This window comes from uncultured Nostoc sp., from assembly GCF_937863485.1.
Lineage (GTDB): Bacteria > Cyanobacteriota > Cyanobacteriia > Cyanobacteriales > Nostocaceae > Nostoc.
In genome coordinates this window covers 60,350-82,980 of the sequence record NZ_CALMFY010000198.1, presented here as the reverse complement: position 1 = coordinate 82,980, position 22,631 = coordinate 60,350, and the positions used below count along the sequence as shown (strand labels likewise).

The window sequence follows — 22,631 nt, the reverse complement described above, 5'->3', positions numbered from 1 at the left end:
ATTCACTTTATCAACAACTGTGATTTTTCACAACTCATTTAGGATTGCTATATTATAAGTAGCTATTGACAACCCATTGCCAAAGTCTAAGTCAAGGTTAATCGTCTGCAATCCTTCAATGCGTCGTTCAGCTTTAGTCAGTGCAAACGAGTTTCGTCTCCGTTGCGCCATAAAGTTTTCCTTTTTGGATTAATTTAATATAGAGAACTCTGATAGTGTTTTACACTGAATTCTTTATATACCATAAAGTACGCAATAAACGGATGCACCAGCCTGAGTAAAGCTACAGAACTTTTAGAGCATGGTACACATGATAAATGCAGGTATATTTGCTGAAATTTGTTGAAATTAATAGGTTTAGAAGTTCAAAACTCGATTTAGAAGTTCAAAACTCGATTTAGAAGTTCAAAACCAGCTTGTAGGGTCAGTTGTCGCGCAGCGCAATGCACCAAATCAATCATCGCAGCACGATATCACCTCACAACCAAATCTGTGACAAAATAATATTGTTGTCTTATGGCCAATGTAGATCGCCTACGACCTATGATTTCTACCATCTCGCGCCGCTACAGCTTGGATGAATATCGCGCGATCGAAGAAAAAGCGGAAGGACGCATTTCTTTGGATTCAGTTGCGATCGCATTATCGATGGCAGAAATTTATCGCGGCGTTATTTTTGAGTAAATATTTTCGTTATATCTCTGCATAACATATATGTTTGTGTAGCCCCAGTATCTAGTATAGGTAGGGTGTGTTGTCGCGTAGCGCAACGCACCACATCAATTATGGGCATCCTAAAAACAAACGCCATTTCCTCACGCCCATGCCCAACTACCGTAGACCCCATATTCTTGGTGGCACCTACTTTATCACTCAAGTTACCTACCAACGACAACCTTGGCTTTGCTCCGATATCGGGCGCACTGCTCTCCGTGCCGCGCTTAATCATATCCGCAAGAATTACCCTTTTTCTATTGATGCCTTTGTTTTACTACCAGATCACTTTCATAGTCTATGGACTTTGCCTGAAGGAGATAGGAATATATCGATACGAATGCTCTTGATCAAACGCTTTGTGACCAAATACTATGGGCATCAGCTAGGGCTTGATATAGGTATCTTCCGTTCACGAGAAAAGCGAAAAGAAGGAAACTTATGGCAACGCCGTTTTTGGGAGCATTTAATTCGAGATGATGTTGATTTTACTAATCATTGTGACTACATCCACTATAATCCTGTGCGGCATCAGCTTTGTGAATCACCGCAGCAATGGACTTTTTCGAGTATTCATCGTTTTATTCAACAAAAGATTTACCCGTTAGATTGGGGCGGTGATGGTCAGGTTCAGCTTTCGTCGGATATTTGGGATGTTTGAAACGATGGTGCGTTGCGCTTTGCGACAACGCACCCTACATTAGAGATGCGATCGCACTATATACCGAAAATATCAGCTTATATTGACTCTTTAGGTGCTGCGATCGAGGAAAGTATTTAAAAGTAGGGTGTGTTGTCGCGTAGCGCAACGCACCACATCAATTTTCTTAGCAAATTTAACTACACTTATAAACCATTTCCATTTTCAATTTCTCAATTTCAAGCCTCAACTTATCATTCTCCATGCTCAACTTAGCATTCTCCTCCCTAATCAACTCAACTTCATTCCTCTTACTCAAAGCCTGATTAATCGCTAATTTCCGCATATCTAACGAAAACCAACGCTGATAAGTTTGCGTGTGAACCTGCACACTATGCCCCAAATTATCCGCCGCCGCTTTGATTGGTATCCCCAAAATATGCGCCCGAATTGCCCAAGCGTGGCGTAAATCATAGGGTTTAAAATCCAATCCTATTTTGCGAAACCACCAGCTAACTCGCTGTGTTAACGCCGTTATCTCAGCATGATTAGTGTTATCTTTTTTAGCGATCGCACTCCCCAACATCTCTAAATATTTAGGGTTTCTCAAATCAAAGTCCGAAATCCATTGCCTATATAATGGTAATGCTTCTCTTTCCCCAGTCTTACAATCCTTATGAACTTTCCATGTCAAATCTGCATTTTCTTGACTTAACCACCAATCAATATCAGGATTAATAAAAAGTTCTCGTGGCCGTAAACCAAAAACCGCTAACATTCCATACGTCCAACGCCAAAGCTGCCAGCTATCTTGAAGGTTTTGATTAACTTGATTACCTCTGCTATTAATGTAATCTTCAAACTTGAGAATTCCCTCAGCTATTTCCGCATCTGTAGGTATATTGCGGGAATTATTCTCCGGCATTTTGGAATACTTAGATAAATCAATTTCGATTTTAAATGTCATACAAAATGCCGATATCGCTCTAGCTGCATTATATTTAGCCCATTCTTTATCGATTTGTTCAATTGAACTTATCAGATTTTCCGCAGTCGCTACATCTTTGGCATTAGTGAATCGTTTAGTTCGGGAAAAGTAATAAAAAAAAGTATGTTTACTTTTAGTAGTCCGTTGATGGGTTTTAAAATATTCTTCTTCAAATTGTTCGAGTAATTCGCCTATTGTTTGAAACTCTTTTTTAATTGCCTCATTACCTAAATATTTATCATTCCATTCAAAAGTTTTACGAGCGATTAACTTCCCTAATTCATAAGCTTCTTCCTCAGCCGTCTTCAGTCCATCCAAGTTAGCAGGAATATTCAAACTGAGATTGTATTGCTTTCTCCCAGTACCACTGCTATCTTTGTCTCCCGGTTTAATTGGTAACGTCGCCCGTAATTGCAGACTTCCATTCGATTCTCTAATTGTCACCTTTGCTTTTGCAGACTTTAAACGCAGATTAACTTTCTCTAATTCCAGTAGTACTTTCGTTCTGATCATGCGCTCTTTGTTGCTGTGATTGCAGAGATGAACACAAACACCCTGTCTCAGGACAACATTTAGATGATGCGTGAGTCCTAAACCTGATTATGCATCGCTATATTTTTAGCCTATATTTAGCCTAAAAATAAATGTGTTATCAGCGAACAATGTTTAGCACAGACATTGTTTACTGCAAACATTAGGCTGTTTAGAGCTATTGAACCACAAAAAGGATTACTCCGGTCCTTATCACGGTTACGATGGCTTCGCCATCTTCGCACGCGACATGGACTTGGCACTCAACAGCCCAACCTGGGGATTAATTGGCGCTCCTTGGAATGAAAAAGCTCAGGCTAAGAAGGCTGTAGCAAAAGCTGAAGCTAAGGTTAAGGCTGCCGTCTAGGGAAATGTGAGAGAGAGATAAGTAGGGATAGTCTGGGGCTAAAACCCCAGCGGGGAGTTGGGAATCCAAAATTCAAAATTAAAAATGAAAATTAATTTTGGTTTTTGAACTTTGAATTTTGAATCATATTCCCACTTCCCACTCCCGTCTCAAATTCTCATTCCTCGATAAGTAAAGAATTCAGTAAGCTTGGAGATCCAGAAATGCCTCAGAATCCAGAAAAAATTCAAGACCACGTAGAGTTATTCCACCAACCAGAGTACAAACAGCTATTTCAAAACAAAAAGCAGTTTGAAAATGGTCACGAAGGCGAAGAAGTAGAACGGGTTGCAGAATGGACGAAGAGTTGGGATTATCGTGAAAAAAACTTCGCTCGTGAAGCTTTAACCGTTAACCCTGCTAAAGCCTGCCAACCATTGGGAGCAATCTTTGCTGCTGTTGGTTTTGAAGGCACTCTACCTTTTGTTCAAGGTTCTCAAGGTTGCGTTTCTTACTTCCGCAGCCACTTAACCCGTCACTACAAAGAACCATTCTCTGGTGTATCTTCTTCAATGACTGAAGATGCAGCCGTGTTTGGTGGTCTGCAAAACATGATTGACGGGTTGGCGAACTCTTACCAACTCTACAAGCCCAAGATGATTGCTGTCTGCACCACCTGTATGGCAGAAGTAATTGGTGATGACTTACAGTCTTTCATCAACAACGCTAAGGAAGCTGGTTCAGTTCCTCAAGATTTCCCAGTACCCTACGCTCACACCCCTAGCTTTGTCGGTTCCCACATCACTGGTTACGACAACATGATGAAGGGAATTCTTTCTAACCTGACAGCAGGTCATAAGAAAGAAACCAGCAATGGTAAGATCAACTTCATCCCAGGTTTTGACACCTATGTAGGTAATAACCGGGAAATCAAGCGGATTGCTTCCTTGTTCGGTTTAGACTACACCCTTCTAGCTGACAACAGCGACTACCTGGATTCACCAAACACAGGTGAGTTCGATATGTATCCAACTGCAACAAAGCTAGAAGATGCAGCAGATTCAATTAATGCTATAGCTACAATTGCTCTGCAATCACACTCCACTCTCAAAACCCGCGAGTACATTCAAAAAGAGTGGAAGCAACCAACCGCAGTTTGCCGTCCTTGGGGTATTAAGGGTACTGATGAGTTATTGATGAAAATCAGCGAACTGAGTGGTTTACCCATTCCCGAAGAATTGGAAAATGAACGCGGTCGGGCAGTTGATGCCATGACTGACTCCCACTCATGGATTCACGGCAAGCGCTTTGCTATCTTCGGTGAACCAGATTTAGTATACTGCGTAGTTGGCTTTATGCTAGAAATGGGTGCTGAACCTGTGCATATCTTGGTTCACAACAGCAACGATGTATTTGAAGCAGAAATGAAAGAACTGCTTGCTTCTAGCCCCTTCGGTAGGAATGCAACTCTTTGGCCAGGTAAAGACTTGTGGCACATGCGTTCTCTAATGTTCACCGAACCTGTAGACTTTCTTGTCGGTAACACCTACGGTAAGTACCTGTGGCGCGACACCAAGATTCCCCTCGTGAGAATCGGCTACCCGATCATGGATCGTCACCACTTACACCGCTACGCCACCATTGGTTACCAAGGTATAATCAACCTCCTCAACTGGACTGTAAATACCCTGTTTGAAGAAATCGATCGCAACACCAACATTCCTTCTAAGACAGATATTTCTTACGATTTGATTCGTTAGAAATTGCGTAGAAACACAACGCGTTAATTAAGGGCGGAAATAATTCGTAATTCGTAATTCGTAATGACGCTCTCTACGAGACGCTCTTGCTAGCTTGCTTCCCCGTAGGGGTACGCGGACTCGCTAACGTAATTCGTAATTATGAATTATTTCCGCCTTTTTATTTCTAGCATTTACCCAAGGTATCTATAAATGGAAACCATCAATCACACTCACGAACACACTCACACTCATCCGAATTACCATCCACCTAACTATAAAAAACCAGGGAAGTTCAACAATCTTCTTAATCCCTTGCGTCGTGTGGTGGATGAAATTCAGGTTAAAAATAATCGCTTCGCTCATCTAATTTGCCAAACAATTCCTTGTTGCTGTCCCTTTGAGCGACAAATTAAATTATTTGGGCGGTCTATTGATATCCCACCACTGTGTAAACTCAATCCTTTATATGACGAATTTGTAGGATTGCGTTTCCGTGCTTTATCTTACCTTGCCGATGTATGTGGAGAGGATGTCAAAAAATACATTTGCTAATTATTAGTTATTGGTCATTAGTTATTCAAATGACAAATGACAAAGAAAACTTCCATCGAACACGAAAAGAGAGATGAAAATCACCCAAGGCAAAATCAACGAGCTGCTGACTGAGACAGGATGCGAGCATAATCAGCACAAACAATCCGAAAAGAAAAACAAGTCTTGCGCCCAACAGGCACAACCTGGCGCAGCTCAAGGGGGCTGCGCCTTTGATGGTGCAATGATTGCCCTAGTGCCGATCGCAGATGCTGCTCATTTAGTCCACGGTCCTATAGCCTGTGCTGGTAATTCCTGGGGCAGTCGTGGTAGTCTTTCTTCTGGCCCTCAACTCTACAAAATGGGCTTTACCACTGACTTGGGTGAAAATGATGTCATCTTCGGTGGCGAAAAGAAGCTTTACAAAGCGATTCTGGAACTCAAAGAGCGCTACCAACCAGCAGCAGTATTCGTCTACGCTACCTGTGTTACAGCCTTAATTGGTGATGATATTGATGCTGTCTGCAAAGCAGCAGCTGAAAAAATCGGTACTCCTGTTATTCCCGTCATTGCACCAGGATTCATTGGCAGTAAAAATCTCGGCAACCGTTTTGGTGGTGAATCTTTATTGGAATATGTTGTCGGCACAGCAGAACCGGAACAGACAACGCCCTATGATATTAACTTAATCGGTGAATACAATATCGCCGGGGAAATGTGGGGAGTAACACCACTGCTAGAAAAATTAGGCATCCGTATTTTATCTAAAATTACGGGCGATGCTCGCTACAATGAAATTCGCTACGCCCACCGTGCCAAGCTCAACGTCATGATCTGCTCACGAGCGTTGCTCAACATGGCGAGAAAGATGGAGGAGCGTTACAACATCCCCTACATTGAAGAGTCTTTCTACGGCATCGATGATATGAATCGTTGTCTGCGAAATATCGCTGCTAAATTAGGCGACGCTGATTTGCAGGAGCGTACAGAAAAGCTGATTGCAGAAGAAACGGCTGCTTTAGATTTGGCATTGGCTCCCTATCGCGCTCGACTCAAAGGGAAGCGGGTTATTTTATATACAGGTGGTGTGAAGAGTTGGTCGATTATCTCTGCTGCTAAAGACTTGGGGATTGAAGTTGTTGCTACCAGTACTAGAAAAAGTACTGAGGAAGATAAAGCTAAAATCAAGAAATTACTCGGCAACGATGGCATCATGTTGGAGAAGGGTAACGCTCAGGAATTGCTACAGGTGGTTAAAGACACTCGCGCAGATATGCTGATTGCTGGTGGTCGTAACCAATACACCGCTTTGAAAGCTCGAATTCCTTTCCTTGATATCAACCAAGAACGTCACCATCCTTATGCAGGTTATGTAGGGATGATTGAGATGGCGCGGGAACTGTACGAAGCTCTTTATAGCCCAATTTGGGAGCAAATACGTAAGCCCGCTCCTTGGGAAGAAGAGGCAGTTTAATGGCTCTTATACCCTCGTTCCCAGGCGGAACCTGGGAACGCATTCCGGGAGGGCTGCTGCTCTTCGTTTTAAAGCAGATGAGGCAAAGCCTCACTGTCAGCATTCCCCGGCAGAGCCAGGGAACGAGAAAGTCCGCCCTGTGGAATGAGGAGGTATTGTAATGGCGATCGTCACTGTTTCTAACAAATCACTGACAGTTAATCCCCTCAAGCAAAGTCAAGCTTTGGGTGCAACCTTAGCCTTTTTGGGATTGAAAGGGACGATGCCCTTATTCCACGGTTCTCAAGGTTGTACTGCTTTCGCCAAAGTTGTCCTAGTGCGACATTTCCGGGAAGCGATTCCCTTAGCTACGACAGCGATGACGGAAGTCACCACTATCTTAGGTGGTGAAGAGAATGTAGAACAAGCAATTCTCACCTTGGTGGAAAAGGCTAACCCGGAAATTATTGGTTTATGTACCACGGGATTGACTGAAACCAGAGGTGATGACATTGAGGGCTTTGTTAAAGCAATCCGCGATCGCCATCCAGAATTGAATGATTTAGCGATCGTTTTTGCACCTACCCCAGATTTTAAAGGGGCGTTGCAAGATGGCTTTGCTGTTGCTGTGGAAAGCATAGTTAAGGAAATTCCTCAACCAGGTGAACTCAGAACTGAACAAGTCACGGTTTTGGCGGGTTCTGCCTTCACACCAGGGGATGTACAAGAAATCAAAGAGATACTCACAGCCTTTGGACTAGTGCCTATCTTTGTACCTGACCTTGGGGCTTCCTTAGATGGACACTTAGAGGATGGTTATAGTGCGGTTACAGTCAGTGGGACTACCTTAAAACAGCTACGAGAAGTAGGTAGTTCTGCTTTTACCCTGGCATTGGGTGAAAGTATGCGGGATGCTGCAAAGATTCTAGAAGAACGCTTTGGCACACCTTATGAGGTGTTTGGCGAACTGACTGGATTAGAACCGATAGATGAGTTTATCCAAGCATTAGCGATTCTGAGTGGTAACAGCGTACCCGAAAAATACCGCCGCCAACGCCGTCAGTTGCAAGATGCAATGTTGGACACTCACTTTTACTTCGGTGCAAAACGAGTTTCCCTAGCGCTAGAACCAGATTTGCTGTGGTCAACAGTGCATTTCCTGCAATCGATGGGAGCGCAGATTCACGCTGCGGTGACTACCACGCGATCGCACTTACTAGAAAAACTCTCAGTTAAAAGCATCACCATCGGTGATTTGGAAGATTTTGAGAGTCTAGCAGACGGTTCTGATTTGCTGATTGGTAACTCGAATGTAAGTGCGATCGCTAAACGGCTTTCGGTTCCTCTTTATCGTCTCGGACTGCCAATTTATGATCGTTTAGGTAATGGTCAGTTTACCAAAGTTGGCTATCGAGGCACGATGGAACTTTTGTTTGGCATAGGCAACTTGTTTTTAGAACAAGAAGAGTCATTAGTAGAGACACGATTAATCGCGTCTGTACTGGATTGATTGCGTCTGTACAATAGACGCGATTAATCGCGTCTGTACAATAATCATTCGTCAGTAGTCACTAGTCATTAGCAACTGACAACTAACAATTGACAAAGGACAAACCACGATGAAAATTGCCTTTACGACAAGTGACCGAGTTCATATTAATACTCACTTTGGAGGGTCAGAAGAAATTGATGTTTATGAAATTTCCGATGAGGGATATCACTTTCTAGAAACTATCAAATTTAATTATGAAATCAAAGAAGAGAATAATGAGAGTAAACTCGCGCCGAAAATTGAAGCATTAGGTGATTGCACAATTATTTATGTTTTAGCAATTGGCGGGAGTGCTGCGGCTCGGTTAATCAAGAAAGGTGTTACCCCAGTGAAGGCGCGATCGGAAGAAGAAGAAGTTAGTGAAGTGCTAACTAAGCTAGTGAAAACCCTCAAAGGTAATCCCCCACCTTGGTTACGTAAAGCTTTACAGCCAAAAACCAAAAACTTTGCCGATGAAGTTGAAAATGAAGCAACGGTATGACGACAAATAATAGTGTTAATGGAACTGCTACAACTGAAGTCTTGAACTCGCCTTTCCTTAAGGTATTAATTAAACAAATTCGGGGTCAAGACAATTATGGAGTTTATCGTAGTTGGTCGGATGAGTTGATTCTCAAACCCTTTATTGTTACCAAACAAAAGAAACGGGAAATCTCCATTGAGGGTGAAGTTGATCCGATAACTCAAGCACGAATTATGGCTTTTTTTCGAGCTGTAGCTGCTGGGATTGAACAGGAAACAGGTTTAATATCCCAGGTTGTAGTTGATTTGAGCCATGAAGGATTTGGCTGGGCGCTAGTATTTTCTGGTCGTCTTTTGCTAACTGTGAAAACCTTGCGAGATGCTCAACGCTTTGGTTTTGACTCGCTCGATAAATTAGCAGAAGAGGGAGAAAACTACGTCAAAAAAGGCATTGATTTGGCGAAACGCTTTCCGGAAGTTGGCAACCTGTAACAATTTTAGATTTTGGATTTTGGATTTTGGATGTCAAGTTTTAATCACTAGTACACTGTGGCGTCAGTTTGCCTACCTTTAACAAACAAGGGGATTTTGTCCCTTGTCCGGTTAATTGAGATGGTAGCTAGATTTCTGCCGTGTTGTACTACTCTCATCATTATTTGATTAAAACAATATCATCCAATCCAAAATTTAAAATCTAAAATCCAAAATCCAATGTGGAGTGGCTGATTGTGCAAGCAGAAGAAACCAGTATTGAGGAACTACAAGGACAAATCAGACGGCTTAACAGCAAAGCAGGTCAAATGAAAATGGATCTGCATGATTTAGCTGAAGGTCTGCCAACAGATTACAAACAACTTATGGATGTTGCAGCTGCAACTTATGAAGTCTATCGCAAGTTAGATGAGCTTAAGCAACATCTGAAACAATTGGAGAATGCTAAATGACTGGAACAATTGATGAATTCAATAAGCTCGTAGATGCAGAAGAATTTTTTCAATTCTTTAATATGTCTTACGACTTAGAAGTTGTAAATGTAAATCGTCTACATATTCTGAAAAAGTTTTCTCAATATATGAGGGAAATTGATGATCAGTCTCCTGACTTGAGTCAAGAAGAGAAATTAAATCAATATTCTTTGGCTTTACAAAAAGCCTATCAGGTATTTATTGAATCAACACCCCACGAACAAAAGCTGTTCAAAGTGTTTAACGACAAGCCGAAAAATGTAGTCACACTGACAGAAATCACTTCTGATTAGGAGGTATAAATTGGTTAACCTAACGCCTACCGAATTAGAACGCTATCGTCGCCAAATGATGCTTCCGAATTTTGGCGAAACAGCACAGAACCGCTTGAAGTCAGCGACAGTTCTGGTTACAGGTGTGGGGGGATTAGGCGGTACAGCGGCGCTTTACTTAACAGTAGCGGGCGTTGGGCGGCTAATCCTAGTCCGGGGTGGTGACTTACGGTTGGATGATATGAATCGTCAGGTTCTGATGACGGATGATTGGGTAGGTAAGCCAAGAGTATTCAAAGCTAAAGAAACTCTGGATGCAATTAATCCTGATGTCCAAGTGGAAACTGTTCATGATTACATTACCCCGGAAAATGTAGATTCATTAGTGCAGTCCGCTGATATGGCTCTTGATTGCGCCCACAACTTTACAGAGCGCAATTTGTTGAATGAAGCCTGCGTGCGCTGGCGTAAGCCAATGGTAGAAGCCGCAATGGACGGGATGGAGGCTTACTTGACGACGATTATTCCTGGTGTGACTCCTTGTTTGTCTTGTTTGTTTCCAGAAAAGCCTGATTGGGATCGGCGCGGCTTTTCAGTTATAGGCGCTGTTTCTGGGACACTGGCTTGTTTAGCAGCGCTGGAGGCGATCAAGCTGATCACCGGGTTTAGTCAGCCTCTATTGTCACAATTGCTGACAATCGATCTGAATCGGATGGAATTTGCTAAACGCCGTTCTCACCGCGATCGCTCTTGTCCAGTATGCGGTAATAGTGCGCCTTGGAGACACGCGCAATCCAATTCGATGGAACCCACGGGTATTGCACAAAATAGTTGATTTCCGTCCCCACCTGAAATCAGAACAACTAATCGCTATAAATCAGGAGACCTAATGGGCGTTATTTTATCAGAAAAAGCAGAATTACATCTGCGGGGATTGCTCCAAGGTTCCGCACCCAACGCTAATGGCGCAACTAAAGGTATCCGCATCTCTGTAAAAGATGGTGGTTGCAGTGGCCATGAATATGCAATGGATATCACCAGCAAGCCCCAACCAGATGATTTGGTAAGCCAGCAAGGCAAAGTGCTGGTTTACGTTGATGCCAAAAGTGCGTCGTTATTAGAAGGAATTGTGGTTGACTTCGTTGAGGGAGTGATGGAAAGCGGTTTTAAGTTCACCAACCCCAATGCAACTGATAAATGCGGTGGTTGTGGAAAGTCCCAAAAAGCAGGTGACAGTAAGCCTACTGGTGTACCTTGCAGCTAACATCATTCCGTTAAGCAATTTTGGATTTTGGATTGCCGATTTTGGATTGAAAGAAACCACTCCAGAAGAGTTGGGGCTTGAGGATTTAAAATTTTGGATAAAAGGATTTGTTCCGCCTACACAATGTCGGGGCATGAACCGAAATAATTTTTAATTCTTCAATTCTTTCTTCTATTATCTAAAATTTAAAATCTAAAATTGGCACAGTCAATTGTAGAGGTTTCCCATAGATGCGATCGCCTTGCCTTGAGGTAGCTTCTAGTTCGTGTTGCATCCTTTACCGATATAGAGAAGCCAACTAAGCGTAGTATCTCCGTAAAAAGAAGGGAAGCAAAAAGTAGGATAGGTTGCTCAAAAACTTCGTAAATTAGACCAACTGTATAACATTTGAGGAGAATCGGAAAATGGCTTCCTACCAAGTTAGATTAATCAGCAAAAAAGAAAACCTCGACACCACAATTGAAGTTGACGAAGAGACCACCATTTTGGACGCAGCGCACGACAATGATATTGACTTGCCGGCTTCTTGTCAAGCAGGTTCTTGCTCTAGTTGTGTTGGCAAGGTCGTTGAAGGTGAAATTGATCAAGAAGATCAAAACTTCCTAGATGACGAGCAGATTTCTAAAGGATTCGCTCTACTTTGTGTAACATATCCTCGTTCTAATTGCACAATTAAGACACATCAAGAACCCTATCTTGTCTAAACTATTACTTTGGTTGCTACCTTTGACAACCAAATAAAAGATGAAGGATGAAGGATGAAAATATACTTCCTTCTTCCCTTCACAATTCCTAATTTATAATTATTAAAATTATTGATAATGCAAGAGCGAGGAATCGTTACCTTCTATAAAACTCAGGATGAAACAATCTTCAAACAACTTATATCAATGGGGGTAACACTAGGAACTACTATCACTTTATAACAAAACTTTCTCTAATTAATTATTAAAGTAGGAAACACATTTTTAGCAGTAGATATAGAAAGTATTCGCGCTATTTATATCCACAATATTGATAATTGAATTAATTAACATCTATAGAATATCCTCTTGACCTCACTCCTTTCCTAATTAATTCCACGAGTGAGGTCACTCAATTTATCGATATGAATGCAATTTCGTATTAGAGATACCGCTTGCAAAAAAAAGGGCAACTTGCCTATTTTTTATTCAACAGCAAGCATCACATCTGATGATTTAATCACGGCATAAGCCTGCTTACCTTCTACAAGTCCCAGATTTTCCGCTGATGATTTTGTGATTATTGACACTAACTCTACACCTGATGCCACTTCTAAAGTTATCTCAGTATTAACTGAACCATGTACAATTTTTTTGACAGTGCCTTGGATAGAGTTACGAGCGCTAATTTCCATTTTTTGTCTGTGTTTTACTTCGTACTTAAACAAACTAACATTTTTTTTTGAAAAGAGGAAAACTTTTGATATTTCTTAATAACTGTCAAGGATATAAAGGAAATTTCAGCGTTATATCTCTGTTTTATTAGACACAAGATTCAATGGAAACATTACATCAAATTTGAGCAAGATAAGACAATGGGCAAAATCCCATTATTAAAGCTAGGCACACTGACGCTATAGCGGACTAGTAACTATTTACGCAAAAGTTATATCTGTTATTACTCTAGATGATGAAATAATATTGTAAAAAATACTGCATTTAAATTGTATTTTAATATTTTTATGAGATATATCTAGGCATCTTTATAAATGATTCATAATTCAAAATTATCATAGTGATAATATATAACTAAGCTAAATTGTTGCTAATCAACTTAGTACTCGACCAATCCAAAATTGCTGGATGAGGGCGGGGAGTAGGGAGTGGTAAAATATTTATTTCATTTTACCAAACTTTTTAATACCTGGGAAAGTTGCTTAGGTAAACTACTAGACTTCAGCTACTCGTATAGCATTTTAAAATAATGGTGGGTATTGCCCACCATTAAGTTTTACCAGCAATTTTATGCTAAGGAATTACTTAAACTTATGACATTTAAAGAACAATTATGAGTCAAGTTAGCAAGCAAGATTTGAGTGAAGCAACAACCCAATGGCTAATAGCAAAAGGCTATAATCCTGGGAATTTAAATCAGCCAGGTGAAAATGGCGATACAGCATTGATGAAAGCTACCAGAGAGGGAGTTTATGCAGTCGTTAAAGAACTGATTAATGCAGGTGTGGATATTAATGCTAAAAATAGCGATCACAACAATGCTTTGTGGTTTGCTTGTTTTGGAAACCACTACGATTTAATTAATTTGCTGCTGGCTGTCAACATTAACATTGACAACCAAAATGATAATGGTGCAACTGTTTTAATGTATGCAGCATCATCTGGAAAGACAGAAGTCGTCAAGTTACTTTTACCACATCATCCTAACTTAGATTTAAAAAACTTAGACGACTATAAAGCTATCGATTTTGCCAGCAATGTAGAAGTTTTAAGGATACTTAAAGATGCCACAAAGTAAGATATCTAGCAAAGGTTATCATGACGCTACCAAGCATTCTTACTTATCAGTACAAATTGATCCAAATTATGTAGATGCCTCAACACAGCCATCTGCATTTAAAGTTTATCCCAAATTTTATCGGAGAGTGAAATTAAATCTCAATAATCCTGTTCATTCTTTTATCTCGTTAACCAGTGCGATAACTCTGGAAAAAGTGTATAAAGATGGCTCTTCTAAACTGCGAGTGAATCCATCAGCAGGCGCTTTGTATCCCACGGAAGTTTATGTACAGGTTCGTGGTATTGAAGGAATAGTAGATGGTATATATCATCTAGAAGTTGAGAATAATTATCTAACACTCATCTATGAATTAATTGATGATGGGTTAGAGAGTTATATTATACCGGGTAAAAGTATCAACGGATTCATCTTTTTAATTAGTTGTGTTTATTATAGGTCTAGCTGGAAATATCAAAATAGGAGCATGAGATATTGCTTCTTAGATAGCGGACACCATTTAGGTGCGATCGCAGCTTCAGCTTTTCTCCACAACCGAGATATACAACTAATTTTTGACTTTGACAAACTCACTCTCAATTCAGATTTGGGATTTGAGAATAAGGAGTTTATCACTGCTTGTGCGGTATCAGGAGAACTACAAGACAAGAAAATCAGACACTTAAGGCTGAAAGTTCCTTTTGTCTGCGGTACTGATTATTTTGAATCCAATCAATTTATTGAAGATACTTACCAGGCAACTACTCTAGAAAAGAGTCGCCAGCAGAAATTAGAGTATCCTCAATTTGACTTTGACAAGGAGAAATTTTTTCAAATAGTTTGGAATAGACGTTCTATTAGACGTTTCCGGAAAGAGTCTATTTCTCAAGAAGATTATTTATATATAGTACAGCAACTTGAGCAGTTAATACCGACAGAAAATTATGAGGAAATAGAAATTTACTCAGTTGTGCATCGAGTAGAGGGAATGACACCTGGGTTATATAAAGGTACGTATCTGGTTAAGACGGGTAATTTTAGTGAAAAGACAGGTTACTTATGCATTAATCAAGCTATTGCTAAAGATGGCGCTGTAACTTTATTTTTTGTGTCAGATTATTTAAATTATCAAACTGCTATGCAAATAGCTGGTTTTATAGGACAGAGACTTTATTTAACTAGTAATTATTTGGGAATTCAGTGTAGTGGAATAGGTGCTTATTATGATCAGGAAACCCAGGAATTATTAGAAACAAATAAAGATGTACTTTATGGAATGGTAATTGGAATATAAGTAGGAAGCTAAAGAGAGATGCCTAGAAAGATGTATTACTGTAATGGTGATGACTCACATCCTATGCAACCGACATCGGCAGATATTATCCTGCGACAGCAACTAGAGGATTCTATTAGTAGATACTTTTATGAGGCTTGCGATCGCACGATTCAAAATCTTCTATCTAATTGTCGGTGGTATGTCACAACCCATGCAAATGCTCTGACATTGGTAATTGAATGTCCCGATCAAGTTACTAATTGGCGTATTTTGCAAAAAATAGTGCCAATGGGGACATTACTCTACGGAGTTGTCAGCAGTGCTAAAATCCGTGTTTGTCCGCCAGAGATTCAAGGTGTACCTTTTGAAATGAGGGTAGATGAACTTTCTGTTTATCGAGATTGGGCGTGATTCAATTTTAGATTTTAGATTTTGGATTTTGGATTAGTTAATATTCTGTTTGATAAGTGCAGCTACCTCTTCAAAAACCAAATCAGCAGAATGTTTGATAGCAGGACTTAACTCTAGTCCAAAAGCCAGATTTGCTGCCTCAATTAAATAAACTGTCACGTCTTCGGGAAAGTCATTCTGAAATATTTTCCGTCCGGCGGCTAAAGCATTATCCCAGCGAAAATCGTGCAAGTTATAACTAGGTTCTGGCAAAGCTTCCAGTTCTTTTCCTGGAACTTTAAACACAGCACCCGGTTCAGAACCAGTCGAACTTGCATCAATAATTACTAATTGTTTACTACCTCTAGCTTGAAACATTACTTCCATCCCTGCGGTGCCACAGTCATAAACACGCACATCAGGATGAGGGTTTTCAGCTAGATATTTTTGTAAGCGTTGGGCGATGATTACGCCTACTGCGTCGTCACTGCGATTGAGATTACCGCAACCGATAATAGTTAGCATAGAATGAGATTAAAACTACACAAGCTTTTAGGCTTTTTTTAGTGCCATTCCACTAAGAGTGGTTGAATAAATAGGTTGACATTTCTTGCCAGTTGTAAATGCAGAGAGTAGTTGAAGAAATATCATTGAAAGCATGGCCTGCTTTTGAAACTATCAACCATCGTGGTTGGCTGATGCGTTTTGCTGATGGCTACACCAAGCGAGCAAATTCAGTGACAGTTCTGGATGAAATTGGTTTAGACATTGAAGAAAAGATTACTTATTGCGAGTCCCAATATCGAGCGCGTAAACAAAACCCTATTTTCCGCTTGCTCTCATTCACTAACCCGGAGGTATTAGATGAACGGCTAGCCACAAGGGGATATCAACTAATTGAGCCATCCCTAGTAATGGGCATGACATTATCAGAGCGATCGCTTAATAACACATCTGTTATAAATCAGAAAACTTTGAATGATTGGTTGCTTGCTTACCATAATTTGAAAGCTTTAAAAGAGCAGCAATTAAGTACTCATCGGATGATATTGGCAGGAATACAGTCAGAAATATTGTTTGTGTCATTCAAGCAAGATGAAGAAATTGTTGCCTGTGGGATAGGTGTTTTAGAAAGCGGTTATTTAGGCATTTTTGACCTTGTTACGAGTCCGATGCAAAGACGGCGCGGCTATGCCACAGCAATTATTCAGGGTTTGCTTCAATGGGGTATTGATAAAAGAGCTTACTTTTCTTATATACAAGTAGTGAAGGCAAATATTCCAGCTTGCAACCTGTATGAAAAACTCGGCTATGAACCAATGTATGAGTATTGGTATCGAGTAGGCTGTAGATCAGACAATCGGTAGTGACTGAAACAGAGGCTTTGACTAATAATACAGACAAAGCCTCTGAAAAAATAAATTATCAGCAGGAAACTAGAACTCTACACCATGTTTCTTAGCAATTTCAGTAAGTTTCTCAGACTGATGTTGCGATGCTTTAGTCAAGAGTTCTTCAGCTTGTTCTCTAGTACTTCCCTCTTTAGGGATTAAGTACTTGACATAAAGGGATACAAAATCGGCAGCGATCGCTAAACCGGATAAAGCATGTTTGTCAGCTTCCTTACCAGCGATCGCTGATACTAGACCTGCTCTAATTGGGTCTGGTTTAACTTTCATGAACTGCTCGACAAGTTTAGGGACGTATTCTGCTGGCAGCAGATTATTTAACTTACTTCTATCTGGAGTAAAGTTACATTCTGCGGCTTTCGCTTGCTCTAAAACACACCATTCTATGTATTCTTGCAATGCGGCATCGGGAACGCGAGGGAGATATTCGTGTAGCGCTAAATCAGACACAAGCTTACCCTGTAAATTTCTATTTTGTTGAAGTGAATTAAGGCCAGCCTAACGCACTGTTTCTATAAGTTTTAGTGTGTTACGCTACGAGTTTTGAATAAAAGGGCATTGGGCATTGGGAATTGGGCATGAGGCAATGAGCAATTGATGCAAGACCCCAAAGCGGTTAAAAAGTTTATTGCGACATTTTTACTAGGTTAAAAGAGTTGATGCAGCGATCGCCGAAGTAACAAATGCGAACGCCGAAGTAACAAATGCGAACGCCGAAATAGCAAATGCGTAGGCGTAGCCAGCCGTAGGCATCGCTGACCTAAAAAGAGAGCGATCGCTAATCCCATCTACTTTTGTCGTCGTTCTTTTAGGTTGCGGCTGAGAGCTAATTTAATCTCAATTAAAGTGGTTTATTCTGGTGTGAGTTCTAAAAATTCTGAAACTGTGCCAATTTTCCAGCCCATTTAGTGTTGGAGGGGCGATGTCTACGACGGGCTACGCCTACGCTCAGGTGGATGACCGATCCAGTAAGCTTTGACACTCCCCACAATAGTTAGAAAGTCTTGCCTAATTGCATGAAAGCAAGAATTGATAATCTCTATACGCTTACCGAATAAATGTGCGATCGCGTAATATGTAGGCAAAGAGTCGCCATCATGCCCTATGACAGTAACACCAACCCTAACAAAGCAGTATATTGAACAACGAGGTGAAGGTTACTGGATCGTACAGACGCGCATTTCCCTCGATTCAGTTGTGTATGCTTTCTTAAATGGAGAATCCCCAGAAAGCATTGCTCATGACTTCCCTTTGCTCTCGCTGGAGAAGGTTTATGGAGCCATAGCCTTCTATCTTGCCAACCGAGAGTTAGTTGATGCGTACTTAAAGGAAGGTGAAGCAGAGTTTGAGAAACTGCAACAGTCCTGTAGAGACAAGAATCCGCTTCTGTATCAAAAGTTAAAAGCCGCTCAAACACAGAAGCAGAACAAGGTATGACATCAGTTCGATTTCAAGCAGATGCTGACCTTAAGCAAGCGATCGTAACTGGTGCAGTACGCAGACAACCAAATCTTGATTTTCAATCAGCCTATGCAGCAGGACTTGAAGGCAAGAAAGACTCAGAGGTATTGGCGATAGCAGCACAGAATAGCAGAGTTCTTGTAACCCATGATCGTAAGACTATGCCTGCTGAATTTGGTCAGTTCATTATCTCACAAACTAGTTGTGGGGTTCTGGTTCTCTCTCAAAATCTCTCAATCAGTGAAGCCCTTGAAGCAGTCATCCTGGTTTGGGAAGTTTCTACCGCCGAGGAGTGGGTCAATCAAATAATGTCTATTCCATTCTAAGGAGCAACAGGAGAGTTCATAATATTTAACATGCTAAAAAACACAGCTAATGACTAACTGAAAAATAATTAGCCATTAGCTATTAGAAATTAGCATCTTTTAAGCTGTCCGAAAACGCGCCAACTCTTCACCAGTCTTAGCATCGTGGGCGTGAACTGTACACACTAAACATGAATCAAACGATCGCGCTACATGACCAACTTCCACCGGGTCGCTAGAATCGTAAATGGGTGTGCCAATTAAAGCTTCTTCAATGGGGCCGCGAATTCCTTCACCGTCACGAGGGCCAATATTCCATGTACCTGGGGCAATCACCTGGTAATTCTTAATCTTACCGCCCTCCACTTCTACCCAGTGAGACAAGGAACCGCGTGCTGCTTCCGTTGCACCCCAACCGCGACCATCTTTTTCTTTGGGTTTGATATACCAGGGGTCGTTTAATTTGAATTCGCGCAAACAGTGTTCGGCTTGGCGATATAACTTGACAATTTCGTGAAGTCGTGCAAGCTGACGCACATGAATACTAGCGCCACCCATCCGTTTGAATACATCAAGGATAAAGCCGTCGTAGTGCTGCCAAGATTCACCATGTTTGCCACCTGCAACTAATTGCCGCGCTAAGGGGCCAACTTCCAAACGTCCGAAGTCTTTGTGCAGGACTGCACTCGACCAAGAGTAGGCGTTATCGAAATCTTTTGTATTATTCGCAGTGGGTTTAGTGGTGCGATCGCTAGGATGAATGTCTGCTGTCCCTTCATCGTACCAGGAGTGAGTTGTATTCTCGCGGGTAAATGACTGATCCATTAAGGTGTGAGTGTGTGTGAAGCTGTCATACACTCCACTTTTCATGATCATCGCCGCATTTCGTCCTTCGATAGTCGGCTTTTGGTATTTATCTTCATGGGCTAAATATCCCCAAGTGACATATTTACCAACACCAGCACCATATCTATCTAGACCGATATCTAAACCCATGCGCCAATAAAAACCTAAGTCGGAATCTCGATGATTTCGGTTTTCATCCAGCCAATCCCTGAAGTCGTCATAAGTCTCGATTTGTTCATAGCGTTCTAATGAACAACCCAACCACACTGGTTCTAACCAATTGGTGCGGAAATATTCCAGAATCGCCCAAGCGCGGGTGATGTCTGTGAGGGTAGGGGCGCACATCACGCCACCGGGAACCATGTAGCTAGAATGGGGCCATTGTCCGCCTAATAGTGCATAAATTTCTACGGGTTTAGCAGAAATTGTTATGCCTAGTTCGTAAGATTTGCCAGTGAAAGCAGCAAAGCGTCTCACAGCTTCTTGATAGAAACGGCTATTTCGGTATTTTTTATTGGTCAAGTCAATGGCAAATAGACCATAAAAATAGCGAGGGATGCTTTGGATTGTCTCGACAATTTGACCGAGATTTCTCGCCAAAATTGCATTGCGAGGAACTTCTGTTTCCCAAGCTGTATCTAATGCCCAAGATGCACAAGTCAGGTGAGAACCGCCGCAAATGCCGCAAATGCGAGGTGTAACAATTAATCCGGCTTGGGGGTCTTTACCGCGGAGGATAACTTCAAATCCTCGGAAAAGTTCGGCATGTGTCCAGGCGTTGACTACGCGTCCATTATCAATGTCAACTCGGACATCTAAATCGCCTTCAACTCTACCGACGGGCGAAATGTCTAATGATTGAATTGCCATTCTCTTCTCCTGTTTTTGATAAGCACTTTAGTGCTTACTACGAACTAAACTGTAAAAAAGTAGTTTTGTAGGGTGCGTTACGGACTTTTGTCCTAACGCACCTAAAATTTGAGGTGGTGCGTTACGCTACGCGATAACACAACGCCAGTTGCTACAACGGATAGCGCAGCGTTAGCGAGTCATCGAGCGTCGGGAACCTCCGCAACGCACTGGCTCCCCTACAAAATTTAATGACTAAACTGTGAAAAAGTCTTCTTCTGCCCAAGGTGGTGCAGCATCTTTGGCGATCATTGTGAGTAAAGCGTAGTCTTTTTTGTTCACCCCTGGCGGTAATTCTTTGGGAACTCCCATCACTGTTTGGGTTTTAAATACGGTTCCGGGTTTGAGGTCAAAGAAAGGAAATTCTGGTTCGGTACAACCTAAACAAGGCATTCCGGCGCGAGTTTTGGAAGAGACGCGGTTCCATAAGATGCGGTTGCAGGAAGAATGGGTCATGGGGCCGCGACAACCCAAGTCATAAAATAGGCATCCTTTACGCTGACCAAATTCGGCGGTTGATGCTTTGTAGGCAAAGTGGACGTTGCGGGTACAACCTGTTTGGGTATAGCTGTTGAAGAAGGTTTGGGGACGATTTAGTTCGTCGAAAGCAATGTCTGCTATGCGTCCAGTAGTGATCGCAACTAATATCTGCGTAATCCAGTCGGGATGCGAGGGACATCCAGGTATATTAATTACAGGTAATCCGGCTTGAGACAAGAAGTCTTTACCTAAAAAGCCGCCTTCTTGACGCTTGAGAAATTGCAAACCTTCCGACTCGGTGGGGTTGGGTGACATGGCGGGAATTCCTCCCCATGTGGCACAGTCTCCCACGGCGACGATAAAATGAGCAACTTTGGCGAGGTCTGCTAACCAATCTTTCATGGCGCGATCGGCAAACCGATTCCATTCGCCTGTGCCATTGGGGGCATTAACAACGCTGCCTTCAAATACCAAGATATCTAAAGGAATTGCGCCAGAAATGCAATCCCACAGCATTGTTTGCAAGTTGTTGCCTATTTCCAATCCCAAGGATGGATGCCAAAGTAAGTTGATGCCAAAGTCGGCAATTAAATCGCAGACTGTCGGTTCTTCGGCGTTGAGAAATGACATGGTGTTGCCTGAACAAGCACCACCCTGTAGCCATAGTACGTTAGTCATCAGCTAGGTGTTTTTCTATTGTTTAACATGCATGATGTAGGTGATAATGCTTGTAAAACCTCACCTGTTTATCAATATTTATTTTTCAATTCTAAGATATTTTTTGATTTAATTCACTTCCATTAAAAAAGAATTAATCATTAAGAATAACTGAAATCTCATCAAAATTATTTTTAAGGGATCTGGATGTTAAATGTGTTACACATTTAATTAAGAAAAAATATTAAAAATTAAATTGTATTTTACTTTTAACTACTGACCTTAAACAACCTCGACGTGCCAAATTGATTGCGGTTAAACTCTGTGATGATTAATAAAAATTATTATCAACTGCTAATCTGGGTGAGGTGATGAGTATTTTAATCCGTCATATTTTAATGCAATAACTGAGTCAAATACAGTAAAATATCGGGGCACAAAACTTTGCGCCCCGACCTAGCAGTTTATTGTTTTAGGATTTTGGTTGTGCAGTTTGCCTAACAACTTGTTCGTCCAAACTTAACGCTTGAGCTATCTGCTCAATACTTAAACCCAACCCTAATAACTGGGGTATCGTTTCTAACTTAGCTTCTTGTTTACCTTCTGCAAAAACATCTTGGTAAAATCTAGTTTGCTTTAACTCATTTGATCCAAACATTTTTCCGATCTCCTCCTGGCTTAATCGCGGCAACTTGTAGATTAATATCGTCTTTATTAAACGCACTGTTAAGCCTTCGCGCACCCTATTGTTTTAAGATTTCGGTTGTACAGCTTGCCTAACAACTTGTTCGTCCAAACCTAACGCTTGAGCTATCTGCTCAATACTCAACCCCAGCGTTAATAACTGGGGTATCGTTTCTAACTTACCTTCTTGTCTACCTTCTTGTTTACCTTCTGCAAAAACATCCTGGTAAAATCTAGTTTGCTTTAACTCATTTGATCCAAACATTTTTCCTATCTCCT

At 41.3% G+C, this 22,631-nt stretch carries 26 protein-coding genes and 3 pseudogenes; 20 read left to right on the top strand and 9 right to left on the bottom strand.

The genetic code is table 11. The features are described 5' to 3' along the window. Nucleotides 1–27 precede the first annotated feature (27 nt). Nucleotides 28–171, bottom strand: coding sequence for a hypothetical protein (locus Q0541_RS27375; protein WP_298918617.1), 144 nt, complete (start codon nucleotides 169–171; stop codon nucleotides 28–30). Between the two features lie 372 nt (nucleotides 172–543). Here Q0541_RS27375 and Q0541_RS34640 point away from each other — a divergent pair. Both Q0541_RS34640 and Q0541_RS27365 read left to right on the top strand, forming a co-directional pair. Further along, nucleotides 544–615 (top strand): annotated as a pseudogene (locus Q0541_RS34640) (Uma2 family endonuclease); the annotation flags it as partial. A 136-nt stretch (nucleotides 616–751) separates the two neighbouring features. Next, nucleotides 752–1,375 carry a transposase gene (locus Q0541_RS27365; RefSeq protein ID WP_366941935.1) on the top strand — a complete coding sequence of 208 codons (624 nt, stop codon included), beginning with the start codon at nucleotides 752–754 and terminating at the stop codon, nucleotides 1,373–1,375. 175 nt (nucleotides 1,376–1,550) lie between these two features. Here the strand turns inward: Q0541_RS27365 and Q0541_RS27360 are convergent. Next, nucleotides 1,551–2,886 (bottom strand): annotated as a pseudogene (locus tag Q0541_RS27360) (site-specific integrase); the annotation flags it as partial. Nucleotides 2,887–3,054: 168 nt separating this feature from the next. On the opposite strand from Q0541_RS27360, the gene Q0541_RS27355 reads away from it, so the two are divergent. From Q0541_RS27355 to Q0541_RS27300, 12 genes are all read left to right on the top strand, one after another. Continuing rightward, entirely contained in the window at nucleotides 3,055–3,240 is a 186-nt protein-coding gene (locus tag Q0541_RS27355) for a nitrogenase molybdenum-iron protein subunit alpha (RefSeq protein ID WP_298918632.1), read from the top strand. A 203-nt stretch (nucleotides 3,241–3,443) separates the two neighbouring features. Continuing rightward, a complete protein-coding gene (nifK, locus tag Q0541_RS27350) occupies nucleotides 3,444–4,979 on the top strand; it encodes a nitrogenase molybdenum-iron protein subunit beta (RefSeq protein WP_298918608.1) in 1,536 nt (511 codons plus the stop codon). Between the two features lie 192 nt (nucleotides 4,980–5,171). After that, the gene (locus Q0541_RS27345) at nucleotides 5,172–5,513 is read left to right on the top strand and encodes a Mo-dependent nitrogenase C-terminal domain-containing protein (protein ID WP_298918605.1); all 342 of its coding nucleotides are present in this window, start codon (nucleotides 5,172–5,174) and stop codon (nucleotides 5,511–5,513) included. Between the two features lie 73 nt (nucleotides 5,514–5,586). Further along, on the top strand, nucleotides 5,587–6,966 hold the full coding sequence (gene nifE / locus Q0541_RS27340; RefSeq protein WP_298918602.1) for a nitrogenase iron-molybdenum cofactor biosynthesis protein NifE: 1,380 nt from the start codon (nucleotides 5,587–5,589) through the stop codon (nucleotides 6,964–6,966). 160 nt (nucleotides 6,967–7,126) lie between these two features. Further along, nucleotides 7,127–8,455 carry a nitrogenase iron-molybdenum cofactor biosynthesis protein NifN gene (gene nifN, locus Q0541_RS27335; protein ID WP_298918599.1) on the top strand — a complete coding sequence of 443 codons (1,329 nt, stop codon included), beginning with the start codon at nucleotides 7,127–7,129 and terminating at the stop codon, nucleotides 8,453–8,455. Between the two features lie 109 nt (nucleotides 8,456–8,564). Then, nucleotides 8,565–8,978 (top strand): nitrogen fixation protein NifX, encoded by a 414-nt coding sequence (gene nifX, locus Q0541_RS27330; protein WP_298918596.1) that lies wholly within the window; start codon nucleotides 8,565–8,567, stop codon nucleotides 8,976–8,978. After that, a complete protein-coding gene (locus Q0541_RS27325; protein ID WP_298918593.1) occupies nucleotides 8,975–9,451 on the top strand; it encodes a NifX-associated nitrogen fixation protein in 477 nt (158 codons plus the stop codon). The genes nifX and Q0541_RS27325 overlap by 4 nt, the downstream gene beginning before the upstream one ends. A 236-nt stretch (nucleotides 9,452–9,687) precedes the next feature. Beyond that, nucleotides 9,688–9,903 carry a CCE_0567 family metalloprotein gene (locus Q0541_RS27320; protein WP_298918590.1) on the top strand — a complete coding sequence of 72 codons (216 nt, stop codon included), beginning with the start codon at nucleotides 9,688–9,690 and terminating at the stop codon, nucleotides 9,901–9,903. After that, nucleotides 9,900–10,217 carry a nitrogenase-stabilizing/protective protein NifW gene (gene nifW / locus Q0541_RS27315; RefSeq protein WP_298918587.1) on the top strand — a complete coding sequence of 106 codons (318 nt, stop codon included), beginning with the start codon at nucleotides 9,900–9,902 and terminating at the stop codon, nucleotides 10,215–10,217. Before Q0541_RS27320 ends, nifW begins: the two co-directional genes overlap by 4 nt. Nucleotides 10,218–10,227: 10 nt before the next feature. Beyond that, on the top strand, nucleotides 10,228–11,031 hold the full coding sequence (locus tag Q0541_RS27310) for a HesA/MoeB/ThiF family protein (RefSeq protein WP_298918584.1): 804 nt from the start codon (nucleotides 10,228–10,230) through the stop codon (nucleotides 11,029–11,031). A 54-nt stretch (nucleotides 11,032–11,085) separates the two neighbouring features. Continuing rightward, entirely contained in the window at nucleotides 11,086–11,460 is a 375-nt protein-coding gene (locus Q0541_RS27305; protein WP_298918581.1) for an iron-sulfur cluster assembly accessory protein, read from the top strand. 404 nt (nucleotides 11,461–11,864) lie between these two features. Continuing rightward, complete coding sequence (locus Q0541_RS27300; protein WP_273768381.1) at nucleotides 11,865–12,164, top strand: 2Fe-2S iron-sulfur cluster-binding protein; 300 nt, start codon at nucleotides 11,865–11,867, stop codon at nucleotides 12,162–12,164. Nucleotides 12,165–12,628: 464 nt separating this feature from the next. Here the strand turns inward: Q0541_RS27300 and Q0541_RS27295 are convergent, their stop codons facing one another. After that, entirely contained in the window at nucleotides 12,629–12,838 is a 210-nt protein-coding gene (locus Q0541_RS27295; RefSeq protein WP_298918576.1) for a molybdopterin-binding protein, read from the bottom strand. Between the two features lie 653 nt (nucleotides 12,839–13,491). On the opposite strand from Q0541_RS27295, the gene Q0541_RS27290 reads away from it, so the two are divergent. Genes Q0541_RS27290 through Q0541_RS27280 form a run of 3 tightly spaced genes read left to right on the top strand, consistent with a single transcriptional unit; the run spans nucleotide 13,492 to nucleotide 15,622 of the window. Next, nucleotides 13,492–13,956: an ankyrin repeat domain-containing protein gene (locus Q0541_RS27290; RefSeq protein WP_298918573.1), complete on the top strand. Its 465-nt coding sequence runs from the start codon at nucleotides 13,492–13,494 to the stop codon at nucleotides 13,954–13,956. Continuing rightward, on the top strand, nucleotides 13,943–15,229 hold the full coding sequence (locus tag Q0541_RS27285) for a nitroreductase family protein (RefSeq protein WP_298918569.1): 1,287 nt from the start codon (nucleotides 13,943–13,945) through the stop codon (nucleotides 15,227–15,229). Before Q0541_RS27290 ends, Q0541_RS27285 begins: the two co-directional genes overlap by 14 nt. 18 nt (nucleotides 15,230–15,247) lie before the next feature. Then, complete coding sequence (locus Q0541_RS27280; protein WP_298918566.1) at nucleotides 15,248–15,622, top strand: hypothetical protein; 375 nt, start codon at nucleotides 15,248–15,250, stop codon at nucleotides 15,620–15,622. A 33-nt stretch (nucleotides 15,623–15,655) separates the two neighbouring features. Here the strand turns inward: Q0541_RS27280 and Q0541_RS27275 are convergent, their stop codons facing one another. Next, nucleotides 15,656–16,126, bottom strand: a complete 471-nt coding sequence (locus tag Q0541_RS27275) for a hydrogenase maturation protease (RefSeq protein WP_298918563.1) — start codon at nucleotides 16,124–16,126, stop codon at nucleotides 15,656–15,658. 98 nt (nucleotides 16,127–16,224) lie between these two features. On the opposite strand from Q0541_RS27275, the gene Q0541_RS27270 reads away from it, so the two are divergent. Then, nucleotides 16,225–16,968 (top strand): GNAT family N-acetyltransferase, encoded by a 744-nt coding sequence (locus Q0541_RS27270; protein WP_298918560.1) that lies wholly within the window; start codon nucleotides 16,225–16,227, stop codon nucleotides 16,966–16,968. Between the two features lie 69 nt (nucleotides 16,969–17,037). On the opposite strand, the gene Q0541_RS27265 is transcribed toward Q0541_RS27270, so the two are convergent. Next, nucleotides 17,038–17,460 (bottom strand): hypothetical protein, encoded by a 423-nt coding sequence (locus Q0541_RS27265; RefSeq protein WP_298918557.1) that lies wholly within the window; start codon nucleotides 17,458–17,460, stop codon nucleotides 17,038–17,040. Nucleotides 17,461–18,114: 654 nt separating this feature from the next. On the opposite strand from Q0541_RS27265, the gene Q0541_RS27260 reads away from it, so the two are divergent. Both Q0541_RS27260 and Q0541_RS27255 read left to right on the top strand, forming a co-directional pair. After that, nucleotides 18,115–18,447: a DUF433 domain-containing protein gene (locus Q0541_RS27260; protein ID WP_298918554.1), complete on the top strand. Its 333-nt coding sequence runs from the start codon at nucleotides 18,115–18,117 to the stop codon at nucleotides 18,445–18,447. Next, nucleotides 18,444–18,797: a DUF5615 family PIN-like protein gene (locus tag Q0541_RS27255; RefSeq protein WP_298918549.1), complete on the top strand. Its 354-nt coding sequence runs from the start codon at nucleotides 18,444–18,446 to the stop codon at nucleotides 18,795–18,797. Before Q0541_RS27260 ends, Q0541_RS27255 begins: the two co-directional genes overlap by 4 nt. A gap of 99 nt (nucleotides 18,798–18,896) precedes the next feature. Here the strand turns inward: Q0541_RS27255 and Q0541_RS27250 are convergent, their stop codons facing one another. The 4 genes and pseudogenes from Q0541_RS27250 to Q0541_RS27235 all read right to left on the bottom strand — a co-directional run. Next, nucleotides 18,897–20,492 carry a nickel-dependent hydrogenase large subunit gene (locus Q0541_RS27250; RefSeq protein WP_273768392.1) on the bottom strand — a complete coding sequence of 532 codons (1,596 nt, stop codon included), beginning with the start codon at nucleotides 20,490–20,492 and terminating at the stop codon, nucleotides 18,897–18,899. A 234-nt stretch (nucleotides 20,493–20,726) separates the two neighbouring features. After that, nucleotides 20,727–21,689 carry a hydrogenase small subunit gene (locus Q0541_RS27245; protein ID WP_298918544.1) on the bottom strand — a complete coding sequence of 321 codons (963 nt, stop codon included), beginning with the start codon at nucleotides 21,687–21,689 and terminating at the stop codon, nucleotides 20,727–20,729. A gap of 451 nt (nucleotides 21,690–22,140) precedes the next feature. Then, nucleotides 22,141–22,326 (bottom strand): hypothetical protein, encoded by a 186-nt coding sequence (locus tag Q0541_RS27240; RefSeq protein WP_298918541.1) that lies wholly within the window; start codon nucleotides 22,324–22,326, stop codon nucleotides 22,141–22,143. A gap of 93 nt (nucleotides 22,327–22,419) precedes the next feature. After that, a pseudogene (locus tag Q0541_RS27235) lies at nucleotides 22,420–22,631 on the bottom strand (flagellar assembly protein H); the annotation flags it as partial.